General features: G+C 61.8%; 26 protein-coding genes. 12 read left to right on the forward strand and 14 right to left on the reverse strand.

Going from position 1 to position 25,535, the window contains the following annotated elements; translation table 11 throughout:
- The first annotated feature begins 94 nt into the window (after positions 1 to 94).
- The 4 genes from hemB (at position 95) to BSZ35_RS05160 (ending at position 2,599) form a co-directional block, all read left to right on the forward strand.
- On the forward strand, positions 95 to 1,117 hold the full coding sequence (gene hemB, locus BSZ35_RS05145) for a porphobilinogen synthase (protein WP_105011441.1): 1,023 nt from the start codon (positions 95 to 97) through the stop codon (positions 1,115 to 1,117).
- Between the two features lie 52 nt (positions 1,118 to 1,169).
- The gene (locus tag BSZ35_RS05150) at positions 1,170 to 1,688 is read left to right on the forward strand and encodes an outer membrane beta-barrel protein (protein ID WP_181149186.1); all 519 of its coding nucleotides are present in this window, start codon (positions 1,170 to 1,172) and stop codon (positions 1,686 to 1,688) included.
- A 97-nt stretch (positions 1,689 to 1,785) separates the two neighbouring features.
- Positions 1,786 to 2,301, forward strand: a complete 516-nt coding sequence (locus tag BSZ35_RS05155) for a hypothetical protein (protein ID WP_105011443.1) — start codon at positions 1,786 to 1,788, stop codon at positions 2,299 to 2,301.
- Between the two features lie 112 nt (positions 2,302 to 2,413).
- The gene (locus tag BSZ35_RS05160) at positions 2,414 to 2,599 is read left to right on the forward strand and encodes a hypothetical protein (protein WP_105011444.1); all 186 of its coding nucleotides are present in this window, start codon (positions 2,414 to 2,416) and stop codon (positions 2,597 to 2,599) included.
- Between the two features lie 20 nt (positions 2,600 to 2,619).
- On the opposite strand, the gene BSZ35_RS05165 is transcribed toward BSZ35_RS05160, so the two are convergent.
- The 8 genes from BSZ35_RS05165 to BSZ35_RS05200 all read right to left on the reverse strand — a co-directional run bounded on the left by BSZ35_RS05165 (position 2,620) and on the right by BSZ35_RS05200 (position 10,466).
- Positions 2,620 to 4,362 (reverse strand): acyl-CoA dehydrogenase family protein, encoded by a 1,743-nt coding sequence (locus tag BSZ35_RS05165; protein ID WP_105011445.1) that lies wholly within the window; start codon positions 4,360 to 4,362, stop codon positions 2,620 to 2,622.
- Between the two features lie 313 nt (positions 4,363 to 4,675).
- Complete coding sequence (locus BSZ35_RS05170; RefSeq protein ID WP_219846592.1) at positions 4,676 to 5,341, reverse strand: PqiC family protein; 666 nt, start codon at positions 5,339 to 5,341, stop codon at positions 4,676 to 4,678.
- 34 nt (positions 5,342 to 5,375) lie between these two features.
- Positions 5,376 to 6,419, reverse strand: a complete 1,044-nt coding sequence (locus BSZ35_RS05175; RefSeq protein WP_105011447.1) for an MlaD family protein — start codon at positions 6,417 to 6,419, stop codon at positions 5,376 to 5,378.
- Positions 6,420 to 6,451: 32 nt separating this feature from the next.
- A complete protein-coding gene (locus BSZ35_RS05180; protein ID WP_105013731.1) occupies positions 6,452 to 7,171 on the reverse strand; it encodes an ATP-binding cassette domain-containing protein in 720 nt (239 codons plus the stop codon).
- Between the two features lie 107 nt (positions 7,172 to 7,278).
- Positions 7,279 to 8,394: an ABC transporter permease gene (locus BSZ35_RS05185; RefSeq protein WP_105011448.1), complete on the reverse strand. Its 1,116-nt coding sequence runs from the start codon at positions 8,392 to 8,394 to the stop codon at positions 7,279 to 7,281.
- Between the two features lie 87 nt (positions 8,395 to 8,481).
- A complete protein-coding gene (locus BSZ35_RS05190; protein ID WP_105011449.1) occupies positions 8,482 to 9,498 on the reverse strand; it encodes an endonuclease/exonuclease/phosphatase family protein in 1,017 nt (338 codons plus the stop codon).
- Between the two features lie 128 nt (positions 9,499 to 9,626).
- Positions 9,627 to 9,803, reverse strand: a complete 177-nt coding sequence (locus tag BSZ35_RS05195; RefSeq protein ID WP_105011450.1) for a YqaE/Pmp3 family membrane protein — start codon at positions 9,801 to 9,803, stop codon at positions 9,627 to 9,629.
- 99 nt (positions 9,804 to 9,902) lie between these two features.
- On the reverse strand, positions 9,903 to 10,466 hold the full coding sequence (locus tag BSZ35_RS05200) for a hypothetical protein (RefSeq protein ID WP_105013732.1): 564 nt from the start codon (positions 10,464 to 10,466) through the stop codon (positions 9,903 to 9,905).
- A gap of 563 nt (positions 10,467 to 11,029) precedes the next feature.
- Between BSZ35_RS05200 and BSZ35_RS05205 the strand changes: the two genes are divergently transcribed.
- From BSZ35_RS05205 to BSZ35_RS05225, 5 genes are all read left to right on the forward strand, one after another.
- Positions 11,030 to 11,515 (forward strand): DUF4168 domain-containing protein, encoded by a 486-nt coding sequence (locus BSZ35_RS05205; RefSeq protein WP_105011451.1) that lies wholly within the window; start codon positions 11,030 to 11,032, stop codon positions 11,513 to 11,515.
- A gap of 143 nt (positions 11,516 to 11,658) precedes the next feature.
- Positions 11,659 to 13,005, forward strand: coding sequence for a PQQ-dependent sugar dehydrogenase (locus tag BSZ35_RS05210; protein WP_105011452.1), 1,347 nt, complete (start codon positions 11,659 to 11,661; stop codon positions 13,003 to 13,005).
- 131 nt (positions 13,006 to 13,136) lie between these two features.
- The gene (gene thrC / locus BSZ35_RS05215; protein ID WP_258096082.1) at positions 13,137 to 14,447 is read left to right on the forward strand and encodes a threonine synthase; all 1,311 of its coding nucleotides are present in this window, start codon (positions 13,137 to 13,139) and stop codon (positions 14,445 to 14,447) included.
- 90 nt (positions 14,448 to 14,537) lie between these two features.
- On the forward strand, positions 14,538 to 16,181 hold the full coding sequence (gene ade / locus BSZ35_RS05220; protein WP_105011453.1) for an adenine deaminase: 1,644 nt from the start codon (positions 14,538 to 14,540) through the stop codon (positions 16,179 to 16,181).
- Between the two features lie 112 nt (positions 16,182 to 16,293).
- The gene (locus tag BSZ35_RS05225; RefSeq protein ID WP_105011454.1) at positions 16,294 to 17,040 is read left to right on the forward strand and encodes a hypothetical protein; all 747 of its coding nucleotides are present in this window, start codon (positions 16,294 to 16,296) and stop codon (positions 17,038 to 17,040) included.
- Here the strand turns inward: BSZ35_RS05225 and BSZ35_RS05230 are convergent.
- From BSZ35_RS05230 to aat, 6 genes are all read right to left on the reverse strand, one after another.
- Positions 17,015 to 17,980, reverse strand: a complete 966-nt coding sequence (locus BSZ35_RS05230) for an exopolyphosphatase (protein WP_105011455.1) — start codon at positions 17,978 to 17,980, stop codon at positions 17,015 to 17,017. The genes BSZ35_RS05225 and BSZ35_RS05230 overlap by 26 nt on opposite strands.
- Positions 17,981 to 18,030: 50 nt before the next feature.
- A complete protein-coding gene (prmA, locus tag BSZ35_RS05235) occupies positions 18,031 to 18,867 on the reverse strand; it encodes a 50S ribosomal protein L11 methyltransferase (RefSeq protein ID WP_105011456.1) in 837 nt (278 codons plus the stop codon).
- Between the two features lie 18 nt (positions 18,868 to 18,885).
- Entirely contained in the window at positions 18,886 to 19,617 is a 732-nt protein-coding gene (gene ubiE, locus BSZ35_RS05240; RefSeq protein ID WP_105011457.1) for a bifunctional demethylmenaquinone methyltransferase/2-methoxy-6-polyprenyl-1,4-benzoquinol methylase UbiE, read from the reverse strand.
- 240 nt (positions 19,618 to 19,857) lie between these two features.
- Complete coding sequence (pfkA, locus tag BSZ35_RS05245) at positions 19,858 to 20,832, reverse strand: 6-phosphofructokinase (protein WP_181149406.1); 975 nt, start codon at positions 20,830 to 20,832, stop codon at positions 19,858 to 19,860.
- A 322-nt stretch (positions 20,833 to 21,154) separates the two neighbouring features.
- Positions 21,155 to 22,075, reverse strand: coding sequence for a DUF1460 domain-containing protein (locus BSZ35_RS05250; protein WP_258096083.1), 921 nt, complete (start codon positions 22,073 to 22,075; stop codon positions 21,155 to 21,157).
- A 60-nt stretch (positions 22,076 to 22,135) separates the two neighbouring features.
- Positions 22,136 to 22,819, reverse strand: coding sequence for a leucyl/phenylalanyl-tRNA--protein transferase (gene aat / locus BSZ35_RS05255; protein WP_258096084.1), 684 nt, complete (start codon positions 22,817 to 22,819; stop codon positions 22,136 to 22,138).
- A 120-nt stretch (positions 22,820 to 22,939) separates the two neighbouring features.
- On the opposite strand from aat, the gene BSZ35_RS05260 reads away from it, so the two are divergent.
- The 3 genes from BSZ35_RS05260 to BSZ35_RS05270 all read left to right on the forward strand — a co-directional run bounded on the left by BSZ35_RS05260 (position 22,940) and on the right by BSZ35_RS05270 (position 25,475).
- Positions 22,940 to 23,449: a biotin/lipoyl-containing protein gene (locus BSZ35_RS05260; RefSeq protein ID WP_105011461.1), complete on the forward strand. Its 510-nt coding sequence runs from the start codon at positions 22,940 to 22,942 to the stop codon at positions 23,447 to 23,449.
- Between the two features lie 69 nt (positions 23,450 to 23,518).
- Positions 23,519 to 24,523 (forward strand): SDR family oxidoreductase, encoded by a 1,005-nt coding sequence (locus BSZ35_RS05265; protein WP_105011462.1) that lies wholly within the window; start codon positions 23,519 to 23,521, stop codon positions 24,521 to 24,523.
- A 262-nt stretch (positions 24,524 to 24,785) separates the two neighbouring features.
- Positions 24,786 to 25,475: a TetR/AcrR family transcriptional regulator gene (locus tag BSZ35_RS05270; RefSeq protein ID WP_105011463.1), complete on the forward strand. Its 690-nt coding sequence runs from the start codon at positions 24,786 to 24,788 to the stop codon at positions 25,473 to 25,475.
- Positions 25,476 to 25,535: the final 60 nt, after the last annotated feature.

The raw sequence follows: 25,535 nt of genomic DNA on the forward strand, positions 1-25,535 counted from the left end.
TTGTGTACCTGCCCGCGGCTCGTCGGCGTAATGTGAAGGTGCTCCTCAACCATTTGCCCTACGCAGTACGAACTACGGATTTCTCTTTCCCTCCATGCCCTCTTCTGCCGATTACGACCTCCCCCTTCGTCCCCGTCGCCTCCGTCGGACCGAGAACATTCGCCGCATGGCACGGGAGACGCGGTTGTCCACAGACAACTTGATTGCCCCGCTCTTTGTGATGGAGGGCGAGAACGAGCGGGAAGAAGTGCCGTCCATGCCGGACACTTATCGGCACACCGTTGACCGGCTGGTGGACAAGGCCGAGACGCTCTCTGCACTGGGCATTCCGGCCGTCGCCCTCTTCCCCGCGATTCCGGCCGCACGGAAGACCCCGGACGCGGCGCACGCCCTGGAGCCGGACCACCTCTACCCGAATGCGGTGCGCGCCCTCAAGGAGGCGGTGCCAGAGCTGATGGTGATCACGGATACGGCGCTCGACCCTTACAACAGTGACGGCCATGACGGCATCGTGCGCGACGGCGAAATCGTGAACGATGCGACGATCGACGTGATGCGGGACATGGCGGTACTCCACGCCGAGGCCGGAGCCGACATCGTGGCGCCCTCCGACATGATGGACGGGCGCGTGGGCCTGATCCGTGAGGCCCTTGACCATGCCGGACACGCGAACACGGCGATCCTCTCGTACACCGCCAAATATTCGTCGGCCTACTACGGCCCCTTCCGGGATGCCCTCGACTCGGCGCCCAAGGGCGACGAGGAAGCCCCCGACAAGGCCATTCCGGACAACAAGGATACCTACCAGATGGACCCGGCCAACAGCGAAGAGGCCGTCCGCGAACTGATGTTGGACCTGGAGGAGGGCGCCGACATGGTGATGGTGAAGCCGGCTCTCCCCTACCTCGACGTCATCCACCGCGTGAAGCAGCACAGCGACGTGCCGGTGGCTGCCTACAACGTGAGCGGCGAGTACGCCATGATTAAGGCTGCTGCCCAAAACGGCTGGCTCGACGAAAAGAACTGTGCCCTCGAAGCCCTCACCGGCATCCGCCGTGCCGGAGCCGACCTCATTCTCACCTACTTTGCCGAAGATGCCGCCCGCTGGATTGACTGACTCCTCTGGATTCGATTCGTCTCCTCTTTCGCACTCAACCTCACCCCTGACCATGAAGCGTCTCCTCCTTACTGTCTGTGCCCTTTTTCTCTTCACGGCCCTGCCCGCCGAGGCTCAACCCACCTGGCGACACCAACTGTACTTCAACTCCGGGCCGCAATTCGTGATGGGGGACCAGTCCGATGCCTACAAGACCGGCCTGGCAATTGACGCCGGGTACTACTACCGGGCCTCCCGAGCCGGATTCGTCGGCATTGCCGGGGGATATCACCAATTCAAAGGAAAAGGAGCTGTCGGAGACCTGAACGTCATCCCGGTCCACCTTGCCCTCAAGTACAACTTCTCCCTTACGGGCGTCCAGCCGTACATCGGTGGAGAAGTGGGCCCGTATTTCCTGAGCAACGGTAGCTCAGAAACCAAATTCGGCGCCGTTCCTCGCCTCGGTCTGCGGATTCCATTGGCCGAAGGCATCGACCTGGACGTCAACGTGAAGTACAACATCATTTTCCAGGACTCGGAGAACTTCACGTACGTCGGCACGAACGGCGGATTTTCCTACATCGTGCAGTAAATTGGCCTGCGGACGGGAGCGTGCAGTCCTCCACACTGCACGCCCTCGTGCTGCCGCCCCCTCTTGTCATCCTCTCCTCGGAAACAGCACCCCGACAATGGCTATCGAAATCTCCCACATCGACTACAGCGACCTCTCCGGCGGCCTTGTCCGCATGATGGACCGGTTTAAGGAGGAAGGCACGTTGACCGGCGAGATTGAACAGGACGACCGCCTCCGCGACGATCCCAATGCGGCCCTGCTCGGCCTGCTCTACGACCAGCGCGTCCGCGCCGAGTCGGCCTTTACCGGCCCACTCCGCCTCAAAGACCGCCTCGGTCATCTCGACATGGCGAAGATTGCCAAGATGGACTTCGAGGAGTTCCAGGAGCACTTCGCAGAGTCGCCCGCCGTGCACCGCTTCACCAACAAGATGGCGGAGAATACGCAGGAGGTGGCGGGGCTCATTGCGGAGAAATACGACGGCAATGCCGCGAATATGTGGAACGACGGCGCGGACCTGGACACGATCGAGAAGCGGCTAAAGGAGCTGCCCGGCTTCGGCCCGGCGAAGGCCTCCAAAATCAAATACGTCCTCCACTACTTTGGGCATCGGGACTTTTCGGAGGCGTAAACCGCGTCCGTCCAGGCCCGAACAATGCTGAAGGATCCGGTATAAGCATTCTCGCCCCTTTATGGCCCGGCCGTGCCCCCTGCCCGCCCTGTTCATCTCCCCCGCAGCAATCATGTCTGACAGCAGCAACGCAGTGGATAAAGGCGTCTCTTTCCTGACCGCTCTCGGCATTGCCCTGGCGACGACCATTTCGTATTCCACGTACAGCTCCGTGGGATGGGCCTTCGTTCACGGGCTGTGCAACTGGTTCTACGTGGCCTATGCCCTATACTTCAACGTAGCACAGTTTTCAGCCTGACCGGCGAAACGGGACAGACGCTATTCAGACGCCGTTTCCTTGACCGTGCCATTAGTGGTGGGCGCCGACGGTCCGAAGAGCGACTGGCTGGCGTGGTCGTTCGCAAGCAGGTACGCCTCGTAGTGCCGACGGGGGGCAATGTGATCGATGCCCTGCGCCGCAAAGTGCTCAACGACCGCCGTGGCCCGGCTCCCATCCGTTGGAAGCGTCCATTGGGCATGCCGAGCCAGCAGGGCAAGTTCAAGTGCGTGGCCGAGGGTGAGAGCAAAGCGCCGCGCCCCAGCCTCTACGGCGTCCGACCCATCCTCCAGGGCTTCGGCTAGCCACTCCATGGCGTTTCGAAATGCCCCCTGCGCCGTCTCTACCGCCTGTTCGAGAGCAGGCGTCTCTACGGCCTGTTCGCACCGAGCCAGCTCCGCCCGTACCGCCGCGAAGCGTCCATCTTGACGCAATTTCTGTAGGGCCGTCAGCGCCATCACGTTGGTCGTGCCCTCCCACAGCGGCAGCGCATAGGCGTTGCGAAGTAGCATGGGAACGCCGGTGTCTTCGACGTACCCGCCCCCACCAAACGCCTCCATGATTTCCCCCAGTACATTGGTGGCCTGTTTGGCCGTGGTCAGCTTCACCAACGGCGTGAGAACAGAGAAGAGGTGGCGCTCCTGCTCGCTCATCTCTCCGGCCTCCTGCTTTCCCAACAGCTCCACGAGTCGAAACGTGAGGTGGAAGGCCCCCTCGAAGGTCGCCTGCAGGGACGCCATTGTGTCGTAATGGAGCGGCTTCTCAATGATGGGCGTACCAAAGGCCTCGCGGTTTCGACTAAAGTCGCGCGCCAGGGCAAGCCCCCGCCGCATGAGTCCTGTCGCTAACACGGCGTTCCAGGTGCGTGCAATGCGCACCATCGGCCCCAGGGTGCGCGTTCCCTCGCCGACGCCGGACACGGGACGGGCCACCGCCCCGTCGAGCTCCACCTCAGAAACTGGCAACTTTCGGGCGCCCATCTTGTCCTTCATCCGATTCACCTGAATCCCGTCGTGGGGCGACTCGCTCCCACTCTCCCGAATCGGAACGTGAAACAATGTAAGGCCGTCGTCCGCAACGTCCTCCGTACGGGCGAGCACGAGGGCCATGTTCGCGGTCGTCGAGCTCGTAAACCATTTGTGTCCGTGCAGGCGCCAGGTCCCATCGGCGTTGCGGTGAGCGGTGGTCTCAATCTGGCTAAGATCCGTGCCGCCCTCTTTCTCGGTGCGCCATTGCCCGCTGGTCCAGAATGTGTCCGGAGAACGACTGAGGAGGTGCGGAAGCGCCTCGTCCACCAAATCCTCAGAGCCATGATTTAGAAGCGTGCGGGCCGCACCATCGGTCGTAGCGAGGAGGAACCCCAGCATGTCGGTGCCGGGCAACAGCAGATAGGCACGCGCAAACTGGTCAATACGGCTGTAGCGCCCGTGCTCCTGTTCATACGCGGCGGCGATGACGCCCCGGGAGGCCGTCTCCTCCAACCCGCGCTGCCACAACTCCGTGAGCTCGACGTGGTCGATGCGGTCGCCCTGCGGGCCGTACCGGGTAAGGGTGGGATCGTTGCCCCGATCTTTCAATTGCAGATCGTAGAGCTCCCCGCCAGCCAACGCGCCCAGATCGTGGAGATCGGACTCGACATCGGCCCGCATCTCCGACGGAAGCACGCGCTCCAGGTAGCGCCGCAACACACGGTCGTCGCTGTACTGGTTGTCGAGCTCGGCAATTTTGGTGGGAGAAGCCGCCATACGGAAAAAGAGCTTGAGTCAAAAAAACGCAGACCATATTTACGGTACCGAACGGAGGCGTTTCCGGCTTTGGGGCCCTGCGAGAAGGGTCGTGTAGGATAATCCCCTGGGTCGTCGTGGGGCCGTTCCGGACACGCGTCCGCCTTCTTTCCTGCCCTGTACACGAGGACAGATCCCTCCATAAGGGAGGATCCCGAATCCGCCTGCGGGATTCGGGGATGAACGTGAGAACGTGTGGACGTTTGGAGGAATTCCGTACACACATCCCCCGAATGGAGCACGCGAGTTCGTATGAGTCGCCTTTCTGCTGCCTCTACTGCTCTTTTCGCTCTAGCGTCTGCAAACGGTCTCGGATATCCTCCGCCAGTACAACGAGCGAGGTATCGAGCTTGGCAACGAGATCGGCAAAATCGGTGACAGGCCACCCGTCCTCTCGATGCCGCGTGATCCCCCGAGTCCGAACCGTATCCCCTTCCGTTCCAAAGACCGTCCAGCCGATGATCATCTGCGAGTGTCCCTCCGGGATGGGCACATCATCATCCACATCGGGGCCGGGCGGGGCCGGTCCCACCCCCTCAAAGCGCAAGACACGCAACTGCACGACGTAGTCGAACCCAACCCCGCGCGGCCAGGGCACCACCTCGGCCGACTGGATGCCGGACTGTTTCTCAAGATTCAGGGCCAGGACGCGGTTCAGGGCCGGGCCGAGGTCTTCCCCCCACCGGTGGAATTCCGCAAAATGGATCTCGTTAGGACCGCGGCGGGTCACGATGGTCGGCGTATCCAGGTACTCGGGGAGGCGGGGTTTCCGAAGACCGAGGCGAAGCCCCGACATCTCCACGGTCGTATCCGCCGACAGGTCACTCCCAAGCAGGTAATAGCTCGTGTTGCTGGGACGAGGGGTGGGCAACTGCACGCAGCCCACCAGAAACAGGCCCATGAGGGCGGCAGCAAAAAGACAGAGACCAATCCGGCGCATGCACGTGACGAGGTCGAGCGAAGAAAAACGGTGATTACTGTTGTTCATTGGCCGGGGAAGACGGAGGAGCCTCCTTGCCCCGAATAAACATACTCGGGTTGCGCTCCAGCGACTGGACGAGGATACGCAGCGCCTCAGCCGCGTTGGCGAGCTTTGACAATGCCTCCTGCATCTCGTAGCCGATGCCGGAGTCGGTGGAGATGGTCTGATCAAACTCCTTCATGGTCAGGCGCATCCGCTCCAGGGTCGCCCGCAACTCCTTTCCAGTGGCCTTCACCTCCTCGGCCGTTGGGTCCACCGAGGTCTGGAGCTCGTTGATCAGTCCCTGCGCATCAGCAATGGTTTTGCGCAGTTCCCCCGTCACCCGCGGCGCATCCTTGACAGCCGTCTGAATCTCGTCCGACTCCACCACCGTCCGTACCGACTCGATCGTCGCAAGGATCGATCGGTTGATTTCCTCAGCGTCGAGCTCATCCAGCTTCTCGTTTGCATTCACGAGAAATGTAATGATGTTCTCGTTGATTTTGCTCACGTCAAACCGCCGCAGGTTCGTCATGAGGCCGGACGCCTCTTCGCCGAGGCGGGCCAACGGGGAAAGCTCGGTCGGAATTTCGAGATGGGGCGAGCCGGCATGGGCATATACGACGGAGTCCGGATCCGAAACGTAGGTGAGCTCCACGTACAACTTGCCGGTCACAATGCTTTCGAGTTGAAGCTGGGCGCGAAGGCCATCCCCAATCTGATCCCGGAGGAGACGCGGGTTGTCCAGGTCGAGCGGCGCCCCGGTCGTGTCCGTCACGGGCTTTAGGTTGATGGCGTACTGCACCGGCACCTGGAACGTCTCGTTTTGCAGGTCCACGCGCAGCTTGATGTCGGTGACCTCCCCAATCGGCACGCCTTTAAACTTTACCGGGGCCCCTACATCAAGCCCATTCACCGACTCGTCGAAGTAGCTGATAAAGGTGGTGCGCTGGTCAAAGATCTGGTTTGCCCCCAATGCCCCCACCCCAACGATCGCGAGCACGATGGCGCCCACGACGAAAAGGCCGATGACGGTCGGATTGGCGCGTTGACTCATGAAATGGCAGGTGAGTGAAACAGGCCCCGGCGCTACTCAGCCTCAAGCGACCGGGTCAGAAATTGATACACACGCGGGTTCGGCGGGTTGCTTCGAAGCTCCTCGGGCGGACCGAGGGCGGTCATCGTCTTGGTCTCGATGTCGAGATAGAGCGCGCGGTCGGCAATCGTAAAGATGCTCTCAAGGTCATGCGTAACGACGACGATGGTGGTGTCCAAACTGTCCCGCAGCTGGAGCACCAGATCGTCGAGCCGGCGGGCACTCACCGGGTCGAGCCCCGAGGTCGGCTCATCGAAAAACAGAATGTTGGGATCGAGCGCGATGGCCCGCGCCAGGGCAGCGCGCTTCCGCATACCGCCGCTAATCTCGTGGGGGTAAAACGACTCAAACCCGCGCAGTCCCACCAGCGCCAGCTTCAGCGACACGATGCGGTCGATGTCTCCCTCATTCAGCGTCGTATATTCCCGCAGGGGAAGGCCAATGTTCTCGGCAAGGGTCATCGTACTCCACAACGCTCCCTTTTGGTAGAGAACCCCCGTCCGGCGCAACAGCGCCGATCGCTCGTCCTCATCCAGCTCCCACAGCGCATTCCCTTCGAGCTTCACCGTGCCCACCGAGGGCCGAAGCAGTCCCACCAGGTGCTTGAGCAATGTGCTCTTCCCCGACCCACTCCCCCCCATGATCACGACAATTTCTCCCGGCGCAATCTCAAACGACAGGTCCCGCATCACAACAAAGGACCCGAAGGCCATCGTCAGATTCTGAACCGTAATGGCTGGAACGTCGGAGGCGGAGGACACAGCAAGCGCAGGAACGCAGAAGGAAACAGCGATCGATGGACGAGAACCCTGGCGGGGAACTAGACCTGTAAAACGGCGGCGGCCCAGTCGATAATGGCATTGGCGAGGACGATCAGGATAATGCCGGTCACGACCGCGGACGTCGTGGCCTGGCCCACCGCTGAGGCGTCGTTGCCCGTCTGCATCCCCCGCATGCATCCCGCCACGCCAATAATGCTGCCGTATACGACCGACTTTACAACCCCGATAATTCCATCGGACAGCACCACAGGCTCCAGGAGTCCCGTCAAAAACTGCGTATAGGTAAGGTCGAGCATCGTCGTGGCGACGGCCATTCCCCCAAGGATGCCAAGCATATCCGCATAGACCGTGAGCATCGGCATGGCGATCACGATGGCCAGAATGCGTGGGGTCACGAGAAAGTCGATGGGCGAGATGCCGAGCGTCTTCAGCGCATCAATTTCCTCCGCAATCTTCATGCTTCCAATCTCCGCCGCAAAGGCAGCTCCGGTACGTCCCGTCATAATGATGGCCGTCATGAGTGCCCCGAGCTCTCGAAGCATGCCGTAGCTCACCAGATACGACACGTAATAGTCCGCCCCAAAGCGGCGAAGCACCACAGCGCCCAGAAACGCGATGATAAGCCCGACCAACAGGCTGATGACCGTCACGATGGGCAGGGCCGACGATGTGCTCGACTGCAGAGCCACCCCGAACGTGCGCCATCGCATGCGCACCTGCGTCGTAAAGAGGCCGATGATGCTCCGAACCGCTCGTCCAACGAACGTGAGCATGTTGACGACCTCGTCGTACACGTCCAGTGCCCAAAGCCCGAGGCGCCCCAGAAGCCCCTCCGTGTCGACCTCCTCATCCGTCTCCTGCTCCGGCACGGCCTGCGAAAGGGACACGAGGCGCGCAAGCGACGACGGCAGGGTCTCGGTACGAAGCTCGACATCCTGTTCGCGGCAAAATTCGGCGGCCTCAAAAAGGAACGTGACGAGACTGCTGTCCCACCCCTCCAGGTCGTCGGTGTCGAAGGCCATCACATCGACCGGGCCCGACACGTCCGCCTCAGCCACAGCGTCGTGCAGCGAGGGAATCGGACTGCGAAGCGTCCAGGTACCGGTGGGGCACACGACGAGCGTCCGGTCGGTGTATCGAGCGTGGACCTGCATCGGAGGAGCCGTTACGCAAGCAGAGAAGCAGAGGGGCAAAAGTGGATCCGCAAAAAAGGACCATTCGGGCCTCCCGCACGGGCACCGTCAGGGAGTCGCAGGGGCGGAAGCGGTCCACTGCACATCCATATATACGGGCAGATGATCCGACAGGCTCCGCGCCTCCTTCAACGATGAAAACTGAGGCGTGAAGTCCAGCACGCCGCCCCGTACAGCTCGAAGGGGACCGGTTTCAAAAAAGACGTTGTCGTACTCACTGGCAAGATGTCCATTGGGCCCCGGATCGCGCGTGCGGCCCAGGCTGGTGGGCTGGTCGTCGAGCACCGCCCGGTAGCCAAGACGACGCAACTCGTCGAAGGCCGCGTCATCCTCATCGAGGTTGAAGTCCCCCAGCAGAATAACGTGATCCGCCTCGTATCGACGGTGAATTCGATCGAGGAGAGCCACTTCGCGGGCCGGATTCTTCGAACTTGGGACGGCGTGGAGGCTCGCCACGAGAATCCGCTGGCCTGTTTTTCGGTGCTCAAAACGGGCCAGGTACGGCTCGCGATCGATGGCGTCGGCAAGTGACGATTCGAGCCAGGCCTGCCCCACAAGCCGCACGCGCGAGGGCTTCCAGAGAAACGCATAGCGCTCGGTGCCGGGACCGGTCGTCGGATCGCTGAGACGGTAGTCCCACGCAAACCCGGTACGATCGAGGGCGTCGTCAAGCTTGCCGATCGCCTGTGCCCCAGGGGGAGAGGTGACAACCTCCTGAACGGCCACGAGGTCGAAGTCGCGCAAGGTTTCGGCCGCCACCGAAATCTCTTGATCATCTTTCGTACGGCCGAAGTTGTAGAGATTCCAACTCACGACGCGAACGTGAGGACCGTCAATCTCTCCTTCAACGCTAGACCCCTGCGGCTCAGTGTCGAGCGCGCCTCCCTCTTGGGGCAACGGAAGGTTGGGAATGTCGACCTCTGGCAGCTCAACCGATTCGGGGACGCGAATACCCGTCTCGTCGAAATCAAATCCCGGAACATCGATGCCGGTGAAGTACTCGACCCCACCAAGAAGGCCGACCAGCAAAATGAGAAGTAAGAGGCGGCGAAACGTGTCGTCCATGCAAAACAGGGGGCCGTGGAGGAGAGCGGACGTTCAACGTACACGTCCGCCGGCCAAAACTCGACTCTCCTCTGTAAAAACTGGATTTTGTCCTGCCGTCGTCGATCTGAATTTAGCCCCGTCGGGGCTCATCGTCGGGCGATAATCCAAACGGCATGGACCAGCCCCGGAATGTAGCCAAGAAGCGTCAACAGTACATTGAGCCAAAACTGCGTGCCCAACCCTTCCTGCAGAAATACGCCCAGTGGCGGCAGCAGGACAGAGAGCACAATGCGGAGAAGATCAGCAGTGGAAGCAGAGCTCATGGCAGGCCTGGGATGAATGAAAAGAGAAGTGCTTCTTGTACGGATGCGCTCAGTGCATCGTTACAGAAATTGCGGGACGGGGAAAACCCGGACCACGGCTCACCAGAGAAGAACGACCAGCCCGGCCCCGAGCGATACAGGGATCAGCAGAAAACTCACGGCCGTCGCGCCCACGACCAAAAGCACGAAGCCCGGGGTCACGAAGCGGAGGAGGGCCCCATACCGAACGAGGAGGGCGCGATTTTCGAGCAGAACGGCCCGCAGTGTCCACACCCGTTTCAGAATGCCCCACAGACGCCCACTCCACGTGTCGGCTGCCTCGGCCCGTACAGATCGGGCCGCCTCTGCCGACTCCGAAAGGGTGCGGTCGGTCCGTTCCGCCATTCGATCCGGGAGCGCGCGCAACTCGCGAAGCCCCTGGTAAAACATCCCGAGAATTACCCCAGGAGCGAGAAGCACAACGAGACTAGTGGCCGCCCCAAATAGAAGCAGCAATCCATCGCCCAGCGGCCACCAGAGAAGCCCCCAAAGCAGCACGCCTGCGCCTCCCGACGTGACGGCCAGAACCGCGACCGCCTTTATCAAGCGTTGAGCCAGCGTGGCGATGGAGCGAACGACGGACGCGAGGCGGCTGCGGTCGTCGGAAGCGGAAGAAGGACTCACGTGAGCAAAAAGGAATGGGGAAAGAGTGAATGCACGTCCGTTCACAATTTCGTTCGACTTTCTATTTCAATCAATTAGCGCACACGAAAACTGACGAAAGGATGCGAAACATATCGATCTACCGGGAAAAGCGGCGAAAACCACATCCTTGATGAATCGTCTCTCCTCGCGTGATTCAGACTCGTGACACCTTTTCGGTGATCCGTCCTTTTTGCGTTCACATTTTCGCTTCGCCTCGATGTCCGGTTCCTCCCGAACGATTCGTACTGCGGACCGGACCAAAAAATAGAAGCCTCGGTCTTCTCGACGAGGCCGACCCCCTGATGAACGGCCCCGACCGTCCCAAGCGGAGGTCGGCGCCTCCATCAAAGTGAGAGGCCTTTTTCTTGATGACACCTCTATCCCCCACCTACGATGCGAAGTTCGGGACAAACGTCCCACCGGGGCGAAACACTGCCACCGGACCGGGGCTTCGTGCTTATATCCTGCCCGCACCGGCGATCTACGGGCGCGTTTAGTACCTTCGGTTTCGTTATTTCCTCAGGCTAGATCTTCGACGCACTATGACTCGACGCTCCCTTACTTCCATCCGACTCGGCATTCTCACCCTCGCCCTTGCCTTCTGTGCCCCCCTCGCCTTCGGCCAAATGCCGCAGCCGGGCAATGCGCAGACCCTCTCCTCCTCGGACGTGTCCGACCAGGAGATCCAGAAACTGGCCCGCATTATGATGACGGTTCGGACCTCGACCCGCCAGGACCGGATGAAGATGCGCAAGGAGATGAAGCAGAAATTCGGCAACCCGCAGGAGATGGATTCGACGCAGAAGGCGCAGGCGCGGCGTGAGATGCGGAAGCGACAGATGGCAATGCGGAAGAAGACGATGAAAATCATGCAGAAGGAGGCCAAGAAGGAAGGCATCAAACCGCAGCGGGTCCAGATGATTCTGAAGTCGGCCCGCCAGGACTCGACGCTGCAGCAACGCGTCCGGCAAGCCATGAAGGCCCAGATGAAGAAGCAGTCTCCCTCTATGGGCGGTGGATCCAACTAGTCCCCCTTTCCGAGCATATGAAAAGAAAAGCGGCCCTTGCCCCTGTGGCAACGGTCGCTTTTCTTATGTGGACGCCCTTTGTCTGACGATCAGCCTCCGCTGATTTCAGTGCTCGCCTTCCTTTCCACCTTCTCCTCACTCCCATGCGTTCTCCTCCCCCCTCCCGTATTGCCCACTGGCGTGTGACAGGTCGTTCCCTCTTCGTCGTCTTGCTTGCAAGCGCGTTTCTCGTCGCCTGTGGAACCCAAAATGACCCTGATGAGTCTGGCGACGCCCCCACGGCCTCTGTCTGCGACCCTGACGATGACGGCCTCTCACTGCCCGAAGGCTTCTGCGCCACAGTCGTGGCCGATAGCTTAGGCCCTACTCGTCATCTCACCGTGGCGGACAACGGCGATGTCTACGCCGCCGTTCGCGAAGTGACCAACGGCGGAGGCGTCGTGGCCCTTCGCGACACCAACGGCGACTACAAAGCAGACCGGACGGAATACTTCATCGGTAGTACCGGTGGCACCGGAATCGGCCTTCATAACGGCTACCTGTACTTCGGCCCCGATACGGCCATCTGGCGATACAAAAAGGCCGCCGACGAACTCGTCCCCTCCGGCGACAAGGAAGTCATCGTGACGGACTTCCCCGAACAGGATCAGCACGCCGTGAAGCCGTTCGACTTTGACCGTAACGGCCATCTCTACGTGAATGTCGGCGCTCCGTCGAATGCCTGCATGGAGGAAACGCGAACGAAGGGCTCGCCCGGCCAGGACCCCTGCCCCCTCTTAGAACAGTACGCGGGCATTTGGCAGTACAGTGCCACCGACACCGGCCAGACCCACTCGCCGGACGCCCGCTACGCATCAGGCATCCGCAACGCCGTGGCCCTCACGTGGAATGATGCGCAGGACAATCTGTACGCGGCACAGCATGGACGCGACCAGCTGAAGTCGTTCTTCCCGGACCTGTATTCTCAGGAAGAAAGCGCCGAGCTTCCCGCCGAGGAATTCTTCAAAGTGGACGACGGCGACGATTTCGGCTGGCCCTACTGCTACTACGACTGGATGAAAGAGACAAAGGTGCTCGGCCCGGAATACGGGGGCGACGGCGAAACGGTGGGCCGATGCGACCAGTTCGAGGATCCGATTCAGGCCTTCCCCGGACACTGGGGCCCGAACGATGTCCTCTTCTACAACGGCGACCAGTTTCCGGAGAAGTATCAGGGCGGGGCGTTTGTCGCGTGGCACGGCTCCTGGAACCGCGCGCCGCTCCCGCAGGAAGGGTATAAGCTGACCTTCACGCCCTTCAACGGCTCTACTCCCTCCGGCGACTACGAAACCTTCGCCGACGGCTTCACGGGCGTCGATACACTCCGAAGCCCGGGGAACGCTGACCACCGACCGACGGGACTCGCCGTAGGACCAGACGGCGGTCTCTTCGTGGCCGACGACGAAGGCGGCACCATCTGGCGCATTGCGTACGTTGGAGAGGAAAACTAAACGTCGACTGACAGAGCGACGCTCCTCGCGGCGGCACGTCGGGTTTCGGCGGGCCGCCGCTCGTCGTTGAGGGACCCTTTCGTACTGTCGACGGTCTCCCTCTCGCGTCCCCGGCCCCAACTTCTACCTCGATGCAATACCTGAGCACCCGCACGCCCGACCACAGCGTTTCCCTCTCCACCGCGTTGCAGGAGGGACTGGCGCCTGATGGCGGGCTGTACGTCCCCTCGCACTTTCCCGACCTCGCCCCCGAGGCCTTTGCGGACTGTGAAACTATCGAGTCCGTCGCCGAACGACTACTTCGTCCCTTTGCTGACGACGATCCACTTGCCGACGTGCTTCCGAGCATCTGTGAGGCCATGTACGGCTTTCCAGTCCCCGTCCACGAGGTCGGCCGCCGGACGAGCGTGCTGGAGCTCTTTCACGGCCCCACCGCTGCGTTCAAAGACGTGGGCGCCCGCTTCCTGGCCGACAGCCTCGCCCGCCTCAATGAGGACGCCGACCGGCCCCTCACCATCCTCGTCGCCACCTCGGGCGATACCGGCGCAGCCGTAGCGGCGGCCTTCTGGCGCAAACCCAACGTGGAGGTGATCGTGCTCTACCCCAAGGGCAAGGTGTCCGCTCGACAAGAGCAGCAGCTCACCGGCTGGAGCGACAATGTCCAGACCGTGGCCGTGAACGGTGTGTTTGACGACTGCCAGCAACTCGTGAAGGCGGCCTTCCAACACGACGCCTGGCAGTCCCGAAAGCGGCTCTCCTCGGCCAACAGCATCAACATCGGCCGCCTGCTCCCCCAAATGACCTACTACGCTCACGCCAGCCTCCAACACTGGCGCGCCCACGGCACGCGGCCCACCGTGGTTGTGCCCTCCGGCAACCTGGGCAACGGGCTCGCCTGCCTTTACGCCCGCGAGTGCGGCCTTCCAATCGGGGAGGTCGTGTTTGCGACGAACGCGAACCGTCCCGTCACGCACTATCTGGAGACGGGCGACTACCAGGCGTTCGAGACGCAGCAGACGCTCGCGACGGCAATGGACGTGGGCAACCCCAGCAACATGGAGCGCCTGCGGTACCACTGGCCCACTGCCGAGGCGCTGCGCGACGCCATCACGGCCGAGCGCGTGACGGACGACGAAATTGAGGAGCAGATCCGGCGCGGACCCGACGAGTGGGATACGGTGTGGGATCCGCACACGGCCACCGCCGTGGAGGTGCGCGAACGCCTCGACCCGAATGAGAACCGGGACTGGATGCTGGTCGCGACGGCCCACCCGGCGAAATTTCCAGAGGTGGTAGAACCGCTGGTGGGACACGAGATCGACATCCCCGATCCACTGGCCGAGGTGATGGCGCGATCGAAATCCGTACCTCAGATTTCGCCGTCTCTCGATGAACTTGGAGACATCGTGTTCGACACGGAAACCCCGACCTCCGTGTCCTGATCCCTCCACTCGGAACGCCTCCGTTCCCCCGTCCCCACGCTCTTCTTTTCGAGTCGCACGCCCCGGCCCTCGAATTACGCCTGCCCCGTCATGTCGGACAGCTTTTCCATCAGCGGCCACCTCGTCGACCTCCACGACCGCGACATCCGTCCGGCAACCGTTCAGGTTCGGAATGGCACTATTGAACGAATCGATCCGGCGAAGCACGTACCGGACCGATACCTGCTGCCCGGCTTCGTCGATGCGCACGTTCACGTGGAAAGCTCGATGCTGCCGCCATCGGAATTTGCGAGGGCCGCCGTGCCCCACGGCACGGTCGGCACCGTGAGCGATCCGCACGAAATCGCCAATGTGCTTGGGGTGGACGGCGTGGAGTACATGATCGAGGACGGACGGCAGGTGCCCTTTCACTTCGCGTTCGGCGCCCCCTCCTGCGTCCCCGCAACGCCCTTTGAGACCAGTGGAGCTGAACTGGGCCCGGATGCCGTCGCGACTCTTCTCGACCGGGACGACGTGCCGTACCTCAGCGAGATGATGAACTACCCCGGCGCCATCCATCGCGACGACGACGTGATGGCGAAGATTGCCGCCGCTCATGAACGGGGCAAGCCGGTCGACGGACACGCCCCGGGGTTACGGGGAGATGGCGTGGAAACATACGCAAGTGCCGGCATCGAGACCGACCACGAGTGCTTCGAGATCGAAGAGGCCCGCGAGAAACTGGCGGCGGGCATGAAGATCGCCATCCGCGAGGGCTCGGCGGCAAAAAACTTCGACGAGCTCATCCCGCTGATGGACGAGGCGCCGGATCGCCTCCTGTTTTGCAGCGACGACAAACATCCGGACGCCCTGGTTCGCGGCCACATCGACACGCTGGTGCGCCGGGCGCTGGCCCGGGGCTACGATCGGTTCGACGTGCTCCGCACCGCCTGCGTACATCCGGTTGAGCACTACGGGCTAGACGTGGGCCTGCTGCGTGAAGGGGACGCGGCGGATTTCATCGTGGTGGACGACCTGGACGCGATGAACGTGCAGCGCACGTACGTGGAGGGGCGCCTCGTGGCCGAGGACGGCCTCTCCCACATCGACCGCGTCTCCTCTGAGGTGGTCAATCAGTTTGAAGCACGCCCGGTGGAGGCCGCGGACTTTCAGGTACAGGCAGAATCTGACCGAATGCGCGTCATTACCGCCGTTGACAATCAACTGATGACGGGCGAGACGATCGTCGATACGCCGGTCGAGGACGGAGCAGCGGTGGCCGACCCGGACCGCGACGTGCTGAAGCTGGCCGTCGTCAACCGGTACACCGAGGCACCGCCTGCGATCGCATTCATTCGCGGCTTCGGCCTGGACGACGGCGCGCTTGCCTCCAGCGTCGCCCACGACTCGCACAACCTTCTGGCGGTGGGCACGAGCGACGCGGCCCTCGCCGAGGCCGTAAATGCGATTATGGAGGAGCGGGGCGGCATCAGTGCGGTCGGGACTGGCCCCTCGCACGTGCTCCCACTCCCCATCGCCGGCCTCATGAGCGACCAGCCGCACGACGCCGTGGCCCGCCGCTACACGCAGCTCAGCCGATTCGTGCAGAACGAGTTGGGCAGCCCCATGGACGCGCCCTTCATGACGCTCTCGTTCATGGCGCTCCTCGTCATTCCGCAGCTCAAGCTCAGCGACCAGGGGCTCTTCGACGGCGACGCCTTTTCGTTCGTCGATCGCTTTGTGGGCGGGAATTGAAAATGAAACGGACGGCCGGGCAGATGTTACGTCGCTTGCATTTGCAGCGACTCATTAAGCGAGAAGTAAGGACTGGTATTCTACTCGCTTGATGATCTTATTACCTGTCTCCATGTCGCCTCCCGTCCGTCTCGTTTCGATCGTTCTCTGTGCCCTGCTGCTTGGGTGTGGCGGCGCGTCTGCTCAGCCGTTCGCCCCCCTCCCGATCGACGCTGCTCCTCGGGGCCTGACGCTCATGCCAGTGGAGAAAGTTCACGCACATGCCCTCCGCGTCCGCCCCTCGCCCCCGGATGCGCCTCTCCCTCTCCAGGAAAAACGCCCGTCTCCCCACTTCGGCCGCGCCCTGCTCGGCGGCACTTTTGGCGTTGGCATCGGCACAGGGACGGGACTCCTGTTGCTAGCTGCCTCCGCCTCCGTGGACCCCGAAACGGAAAGCTCCCCCGACGTCGACCAGGAGGCCGGAGAGGCAGCCTCAGTGCTGGCCCTGCTGGGCGTCGCCGCAATCCTCTCCGGGGGGCCGTTCGGGGCTGTCGAGATGAGCGGCATCGATCGGAATCGGCGCGATGCGTACATCGGCGCCGGCATTGGGGAGTTCGTCTTCGGCGTGATCGGCTATGTGATTGCCAACCAACTGCACCGGGGCACCTCCGCTCGACTGGCAGGCGTGGGCACGGGAGTGGTCCTCGGATCGGCCACCGGAGCCTTCTTCGGGGCCTTACACCAACGATCACAACGGGGCCTGCTGCGTCGTGCCGAAGGGGAGTGGTCGGTCGCCTCACCAACGGTTCAACTCCGCCTCCATCGATCCACTCGGCACCCTCCCTCGGTTGGGGTCACCCTGATGTCTGTTCGCTGGTAGCGGCGAGTGCCCGGAGCGCGAGCCCGTGCCGGAGCTCATACGGGCTTACGCGCAGGGACGAGCGGGCGTAGTGCGACAGAATGCGATCTAGCAAAATGACGCCGATCGGAAACACGTCCGCCCGTCCTTCCATCGCGTCTGGATGAAGCGCCCGAATCTCCTCGACGCTCAATTCAAGCAGTCGGGTGCGCCACCGACGAACGTCATTCTGGGATAGGACGAAGCGTCCGCCGTGCAGGGCATCCCACGTGCTCTCCGGACCGGCGTGGATGAGCGCGAGGGCCGTGGCGGTGCCGGCCGTTCCAATGAGGGTTGGATCCGGACCGACAGAAAGTACCGTGTTGTTGAGAGTCGTGTCGATGAGATGTTCGACCCGATCGATCTCCTCTGCCGTGGGGGGCTGCGACGAAAAACACCGCTCGGTCAGGCGAACACAGCCCACATCGAGACTCACCCGATCCGTCATCGCCTCAGCATAGTCCAGTGTGTGCTGAGACGGATTGGTGCCGGAAATCAGCTCCGTGGAGCCGCCGCCAATATCGACGACTAAGCACACCCCTGTGAGATCGTCGAACGCCGAACAGGCCGCTGCAAAGCTCCAGGCAGCCTCTTCTTCGCCGGAAAGAACCTCAACAGAAAGCCCGAGATGATCGTGAATGCGATCGACGACAGCCTGTCGATTCGTGGCGTCTCGGAGAGCACTCGTTCCGGCCACCAAAATGCTCGTCGCGCCCTGCTCCTGTGCCGTCTGTTTGTACTCCCGAAGAGTGGCGAGTAGTCGGCGTTGTGCGGCTCGACTTATGCGTGCACTCGTATCGACCCCTTCGCCCAGTCGCACGAACCGCTCTACGGCATGCACGCGACGCAGCGTGTTTTCTTCGCTCTCCACCACGAGAAGCTGGGCCGTGTTGGTGCCGATATCGATCGTGGCGAAGCGCATAAGGAAAAGCGTTATGCGTGATGCGTAAAGCGTGATGGAGCCCCCACCGATTACGCCCCCCTCGTGCAGTGAACGGCCCACCATCCGTCCTCCGTATGCTCGCCGTCGATCTCAAAATTCAATTCGTGAAGTACCTCCCTTATGTCGGGCCGATCACTCGTAAGAAGCCCCGAAAGTAGAAGATGACCGGTACCGGAGAGTCGACGCCCAAGATCCGGAAGCAGTTCAAGGAGGGGATGCCGGGTCATATTGGCGACAATAACATCCGCGCTGCGGTCAGCGGGGACAGTGTCAATCGATCCCTCCCGAATCGTCACTCGGTCCTCGACGCCATTCTGTGCCACATTCTCCCGTGCATTCTGGACCGCTCCCGGTTCAATGTCGACTCCCAGGACGGAAGATGCCCCTAGCCGGGCGGCGGCAATCGCAAGCACCCCCGTCCCCGTCCCCACGTCGATCACCGTATCGCCCGATGCCACAGTCCCTGCAAGCAGTCGGAGCACGAGCCGCGTGGTGGCGTGGTGTCCCGTGCCAAAGCTCTGCTTTGGATCGATACGCAGCACGGTCGCCTCCGTATCCTCCCGCTCCTCGCCCGTCGTCGGACACAGCAGAAACGGCCCGACCCGCACCGGGGTGAGGGACGCCTCCCATTCCGCATTCCAGTTGCGCTCGCCCAGCACCCGGACCTCCAGGGCATCCGTATAGCCATCGGCCCGCAGGCGCGCTGCCACTCGTTCCCGGAGGGCCCCCGACCACTCCTCCACCGGGACGTAGGCAATGAGCGTGGAATCGGTCTGCTGAAAGCCTGTGGCCCAATCGGAGAGAACCCCGATATACCGGTCGTGCTCCAACAGCGGCACGGAAAGAGTCACTTCAATCGTATCCATGAGAACCGGGCGTGACGACTACTGTGGAACAGTGCCACGGTAGAGCGACGCAATGCCGAAGGTGAGGGGCTCCCAAAGCAATTCGGCGAACCCGCTGTCGTTCATCCGGTCCAGAAAGTCGGTACCATCTGGGAATTCCGCCACCGAGTTTGGCAAATACTCGTAGGCGCCCGCATCCGGACTCAGCGTACCGCCGATACGGGGCAGGACGTGACGGCTGTACCAGGCGTAGAGCTGCTTGATCGGAAACGTGCGGGGCCGACTGAATTCCAGCACGACCAGCCGTCCGCCGGGCCGCAATACGCGCCGAATGCCCCTCAGCCCCGCGTTCAGATCTTCAAAATTGCGCACCCCGAACGCGACCATAGCAGCGTCAAACGAGTGGTCCCCGAACGGCAGGTTTTGCGCGTCTCCCTGCACGAGCGAGATGCGCGGCGACAGCCCCTGTCGGTCAATCTTCGTCCGTCCGTAGGCAAGCATTTCAGCAGAAAGATCGATCCCCACGACCTCCCGGGGATGCAGCATCTGCTCCGCCTTGATGGCAAGATCGGCGGTCCCAGTCGCCACATCGAGCACCCGTGTCGGTTGCTCATCGTCCAGCAGTCGAATCGCCCGGGTTCGCCAATACTGATCGATGCCGAAGCTAAGAACGCGGTTCAGCAAGTCGTACTGAGGCGCGATGGTGTCGAACATCTTCTCCACCGCTTCGGCTTTTCCTTCGACTTCCCCAATCGGAGGATGTTGGGACATGGGCTGTGTATTGCGTAATGCGTATTGCGTGGCGGCGATCAACCGGTGAAATGCGCACTGACCGTGGAGGCTCCGGAGTTTTGCCGAGCAGGTAAGAAGAAGTAGACAGTTATCGCACGGAGTCGACCGCCTTCCCCTTCAACACAACACCTGACGCACGAAATACGCAATACGAAATACATCCCCTTCGGCAAAGGCATGCGACCAATGACCGTGGAGCCGAACGCGAAACTCAGCCTCTCAGCTCAGAATCTGCGTCAGCTTCAGAAGATCGTAGTCGATGGATTTGCGGCGGCCGTACACGTTGCGGAGAGGCGTGAGCTTCGTTTCGCCGTTCACGAGGCCCACCATGACGTCCGAATGGCCATCGAGCAGCGACTCGACGGCGGCAACCCCAAGCCGGCTGGCAAGGACACGATCGCTGGCCGTCGGCGCCCCACCACGCTGGGTATGCCCAAGAATGGTCGACCGCAGGTCGATGTCTGAAAAGTCCGGATCGTCGCGAAGGGCCTGCTCAATGCCACGCGCACCGCCGAGTTCGTCCCCCTCGGCCACCACGACAATCGTCGACCGGCGCTGGGCCGTCATGAGCGACAGGATCCGCTCCTTCACCATGTCCATTTCGGTGATCGTCTCCGGGATCAGGATAAGCTCCGCCCCCCCACCGATGCCACAATTGAGGGCGATGAAGCCCGCGTCTCGCCCCATCACCTCCACCAGAAAAAGACGGTTGTGGGCGTCGGCGGTGTCGCGCACCCGGTCGATGTTTTCGATGGCGGTGTTGAGCGCCGTGTCGTACCCAATGGTAGCGTCGGTGCCGTACAGATCGTTGTCGATCGTGCCCGGCGCCCCAACAACGGGAAACTCATGCTCATCGTGCAGCTTCGAGGCACCCCGAAAGGTCCCGTCCCCGCCAATGGCGACGAGCGCATCGATTTTGTTCTGGCGCAACTGCTGGGCGGCCTTCGCACGCCCCTCTTCGTGCATGAACTCTTCCGAGCGAGCACTCTTCAGTACGGTCCCGCCCGTCTGCACGATGTTCGAAACCGATCGACGATCCATTTCCACGAAATCGCCCTCGATCATGCCCTCGTAGCCGCGCCGGATGCCGGTCACGTCGAGGTCATTCGTGAGTGCGGTGCGCACGACGGCCCGGAGACATGCATTCATGCCGGGGGCGTCGCCCCCACTGGTGTACACGCCGAGGCGCTGTATGTCCTGCATAGGGGTAGAATATGACGAGTCGATGAGCGTCCAACGAAAGAGAGGGGCCAAAGCCCCTATGGGACCCTCTCCGCATTACGGCCCCGGAGGCGTCCCGCTTGGTTTGTCCGGAATGGGGGGTCCTTGCGGTCGGTGTGTAGCGCACTTCCGACAGAGCACAAAGCGGAGGAGAACCCGTAACTGAGCACGAATACGTCCCACAATGATCATGACGGGCTGTCCCTTCCTCAAGCGGCTATTTTCGTCCCGGTGGAAGTAGGTCCCGAAAGCGCATTGCACGAGCGTCCCTACCATCCCCTCCTGACGGCGAAGACTAGGGACGGGCTACTACAATACCGATCTGATGATCGATCTTCTGAACGTACCGTTGAAGATCGGGCGAAACTACGACGCCGTCGGAGAGGGAGGCATGCAACAGTCCGCGGCCGCCATCCTCATGGGCGTAGACGAGCCCGGTGTGGGTTACGTCAAGTCCCTGAATGGAGGTCGCGAGGGCGACGATGTCCCCTGCCCGTAACTGGTCGTAAACGGCCCGAATCGAGTCCTGCGGAACGAAGTGAACGGGCCGCTCCTGCTGCCGTGCTTGCACCTCCTGTTCCATCTTCTGCACGCAGGCATAGAGGCTGTCGTTGGTCGCAAACTTCTCATAGTCGGAGCGATGCGTGCTCATAAAGTCGAGCGTGTCGGTCATCCGGCGTCCGCCGAGATCGTCATCGATCCGCTCCACGATGCCCCGGTCTTCATTGTCGGCTAGCCACTCGGTAAAGTAGTGCAGACGACTGCAATACCCTTGCATGCGCCCGTTCCGATAGCGCTGCTCGGCCAGCCGGCGCGCAAAGCCAGCGTAGGTCGAATCGCCCGCCATCGCCCCGCGGGCCATTGCCAGTGCGGTCTCGACAAACGTCACGCAATCAAAGCCGTCGAGCCGTACGACGAGCGTTTCGGTTGCCGGCTCATCCAAGGTCCCGGCGATGTACGGACGACCTCGAAACTGGAGTCCAATCTCCTGCATCAGTGCTCCGACCGATTCGACCTCCGACCGATGGGCCATGGCGTGCTGCATGACGCTCGCAAACTGGGCAGCCGTGGCCGAATCCGGCGGCGTCAGCACACTGTCGGGAAGCGCTCCTACGGTTGAGGAATCGGGCGTAGCAGGATCAGCTGGATCCGCATCCGAAGCGGATTGACAGCCACTTCCCCCCACGAGAAGACCAATCGCAGCAATGAGGATCATGAAACGAGAGCAACGACGCATGGGACCAAAGGCGTGTGAGACGGCAATAGGGCGTGCATTTCACCCATTCGACCCGCCCTCGTTTCTCTTCGCCGGGCGAGACGCGTCGAATTCAGACACAGGTCGATCCAGAAGGGACGCCTCCTCGTCCGCGAGCGGCCACCACGTCGTTTCTCTCCGCAGGGCCTCATCGAGGCGTTGCAGATAGTCGCGTCGCGGGATCTCCACTACGCCAAACTGTTCTAGATGATCGGTGGAGTACTGCGTATCGAGGAGCGTGTACCCCCCCGCCCGAAGCTGGCGCACCAGATGAACGAGCGCTACCTTGGAGGCATTGCTAACCTCAAAAAACATCGATTCCCCGAAGAAGGCCCCACCGAGTGCGACCCCGTAGAGTCCCCCTGCGAGCGTGTCGTCCTGCCAGCATTCGACACTATGGGCCCGCCCTAGTTTGTGCAGGTCGGTGTAGGCCTCGATGATTCGGGGCGTAATCCACGTCCGGTGGCGGTCGGCACAAGCCCGAATCACACGCCCAAAGGCCCGATCACTCGTCACCGCAAACTCGCACTTCCGCACCCGCCGCCGCAAATTATGGGGCACGTGAAACGCGTCGAGCGGCAGATGAGCTCGCGGGTCGGGCGAAAACCACTGGACTGTGCCCGTGCGGTCATCCCCCATTGGAAAAATCCCACTGGCATAGGCACGAATGAGCACACGAGGCGTGAGGCGTATGTCGTCGGGCACGAGGGCGCGTGTGAAATGGGAAGGACACATTCTCGCTGAACCGTCAAACTATGCCGGGAAGCGAGAGTTTAGAAGACGAGTTTCGCTGCCCATTTCCACTCTTTTCCCTCCCCTTCTCCCATGGACACCCCCAGTTACCGCGCGATCGTCGGCGACCGCTCGTTCGACCTCTCGTTTGAGGAGGACCGCGTGCTCGTGGACGGTGAGGCCAAGCCCTACGCCTTTGAGGTCCTGCGAGACGGCTACGTCTCCCTCATCGTCGACGGAGTGAGCATGCCCGTATCGGTAGAACCGATGGGCGACGGCACCATGCGCGTCACAATTGCGGGGCAGCGGACGGAGGTGCAGGTCAAGGATGAGCGGGATCTGCTGGTGGACGAATTCGGCCTAGGGGCCGATGCCGCTGCCGGAGGCGAAGTGCGCGCCCCAATGCCCGGCCTTGTCATCGACATTCTCGTGGACGAGGGCGAGACGGTGGAAGCCGATCAGGGCCTACTCGTACTGGAGGCAATGAAAATGGAAAACGAACTCAAAGCTCCCTCCGGCGGTGTCGTGGGCACAATTCATGTGGCGAGTGACGATGCGGTGGACAAGGACGACCTGCTGGTGGAAATCGAACCGGCGGAGTAATCTCAGACCTAGGGGAAAGAGCCCCACAAACGCCGCACACTGCTTTTTCGCACAAGAGATCGGGATTTTATGGCCGACGGGACGGTTCTCGTGACGGGCGCTACCGGATTCATTGGCTCGGTACTTACCCGTCAACTCGTAGCCGATGACGCCAACGTACGCATCCTTCGCCGGGAGACCTCTTCGCTGGACTTGCTGGGGGCCGTCGCCAACGAGGTAGAGCACGCGGTGGGCGATGTCACCTATGCCCCCAGCTTGTACGACGCAATGCGGGACGTGGACCGCGTCTTTCACGTGGCAGCCAAGGTGAGCTTTTCTCCTGGCGATCGGGCCTCTCTCCGGCGCGTGAACGTGAAGGGCACCGCGAATGTCGTAAACGCGGCGCTCGAAGCCGACGTGGATCGCCTAGTGCACACCTCCAGCATTGCGGCCCTGGGCCGTCCCCGTACGCCCAACTCGACGATCGACGAAGACACGTCCTGGCAGGACGCTCCGCATCGCACTGCCTACGCCCGCTCGAAGCGGCAGGCCGAAATGGAAGTGCATCGCGGCATCGCCGAAGGGCTGGAGGCTGTCTTCGTCAATCCATCGCTGGTCTTCGGCGTCGGCAATGCCCACACCAATACACGGCGCATTGTCGATGCCGTACGCAGCGGCTGGATGGTCGCCGTTCCTCCCGGGGGCACAAACGTCGTGGACGTGCGCGACGTGGCCGCTGGGCATCGTGCCGCCATGGCGAACGGCAAACCGGGCCGACGCTACATCCTCGGGGGCGACAACCGGTCCTGGATGGACATTGCCACGACGCTTGCGGAGGCCTTCGACGTGCCTCGCCCCCACTACACAATTCCCGTTCCGCTCCTTCGTGCCAGCTCGGCCGTGGCCGAGGCCGTCGCCACACTCACCCGATCTCAACCCCTCCTCTCCCGCGAAACAGCTCGCACCGCCTGCCACACCTACCGCTTCGACAATACACGGGCTCGGACCGAACTGGACTGCACCTTTCGTCCGTTTTCCGAGACGGCCGATCGACTCGCACAAGTCCTAAGCACGTCAAGAGCCGCCTCGGCCTAGCCGGACGCCGTCCGGCCGATTCGGCCGGGGCGTTCTGATTTCAATCGATCTTGGTTACCGTCCTCGAACTTCGAACGGATGGCAGTACGTTTGGAAGCCCCCATTTTGACTGACCAGTCAGTCAATACCCATTGAACTGACTTTTCTCGTTGATTCGTCCTGTCTTCGAATTTCACCCTGAACTTTCCGTCAGAATATGACTATATCGTCATTGGCTGACTGGATAGTCACATACTGACGCTTCGTCCACCCTCCCTCTTCTATGTCCTCTTCTTCCGATTCCCTTTCTCGCCGCGAGCGGGAGCGACAGATGCGCCGCGAGGCGATGCTCGATGCTGCCCGCTCCGTCTTTGCGGAAAAGGGGTACGCCGACGCCACCCTTGACGAAATCGCCGATCGTGCCGAGTTCGGCAAGGGGACGCTCTACAACTACTTCGAGGGTGGGAAAGAAGAGTTGCTCTTTGCAGTGTTCGAGGACATCATCGGCGAGATGGAGACGCTCATCCACACGGTGTTTCAGGATAGCCTCGAGGGCCAGAAGCCCCTCCGCGACGCCTTTCACACGTTCGTCGAGCGCCACTTTGAGCTGGTCCGTGACCAGCAGGATCTTTTCCTCATTCTGGTTCGCGAAGCCCACCTGATGGCCTTCAGCGACGACCCGGACCGAACGCAGTTCTTTCGTGAACAGCATGAGCGTCTGCTGAACGCCCTCATGCCGGTGCTGGAGGAAGCTGTGGATCGGGGCGAGATGAAATCGCTCCCGCCCTCGTCCGTTGCCAACCTTCTCCTTGCAAATGTTCGGGGGATGGGGACGCACTGCACCCTTGAGCAGAAGCATTGTCCGTGTGAAGAGCAGGAGTTTCTCAACCATCCGGAAAAGGCAGCGGATCTTCTGACGACCCTGCTCTTCGACGGTCTGGAGACGAATGACGTCCCCTCGTCCGCACCGTAACATTCGCTCTCTTTGCCTCGTCCTTCTGAGAAATCGCACGACCCGTGATTGGACCTGTTA

Source organism: Salinibacter sp. 10B (assembly GCF_002954405.1).
Taxonomy (GTDB): domain Bacteria; phylum Bacteroidota; class Rhodothermia; order Rhodothermales; family Salinibacteraceae; genus Salinibacter.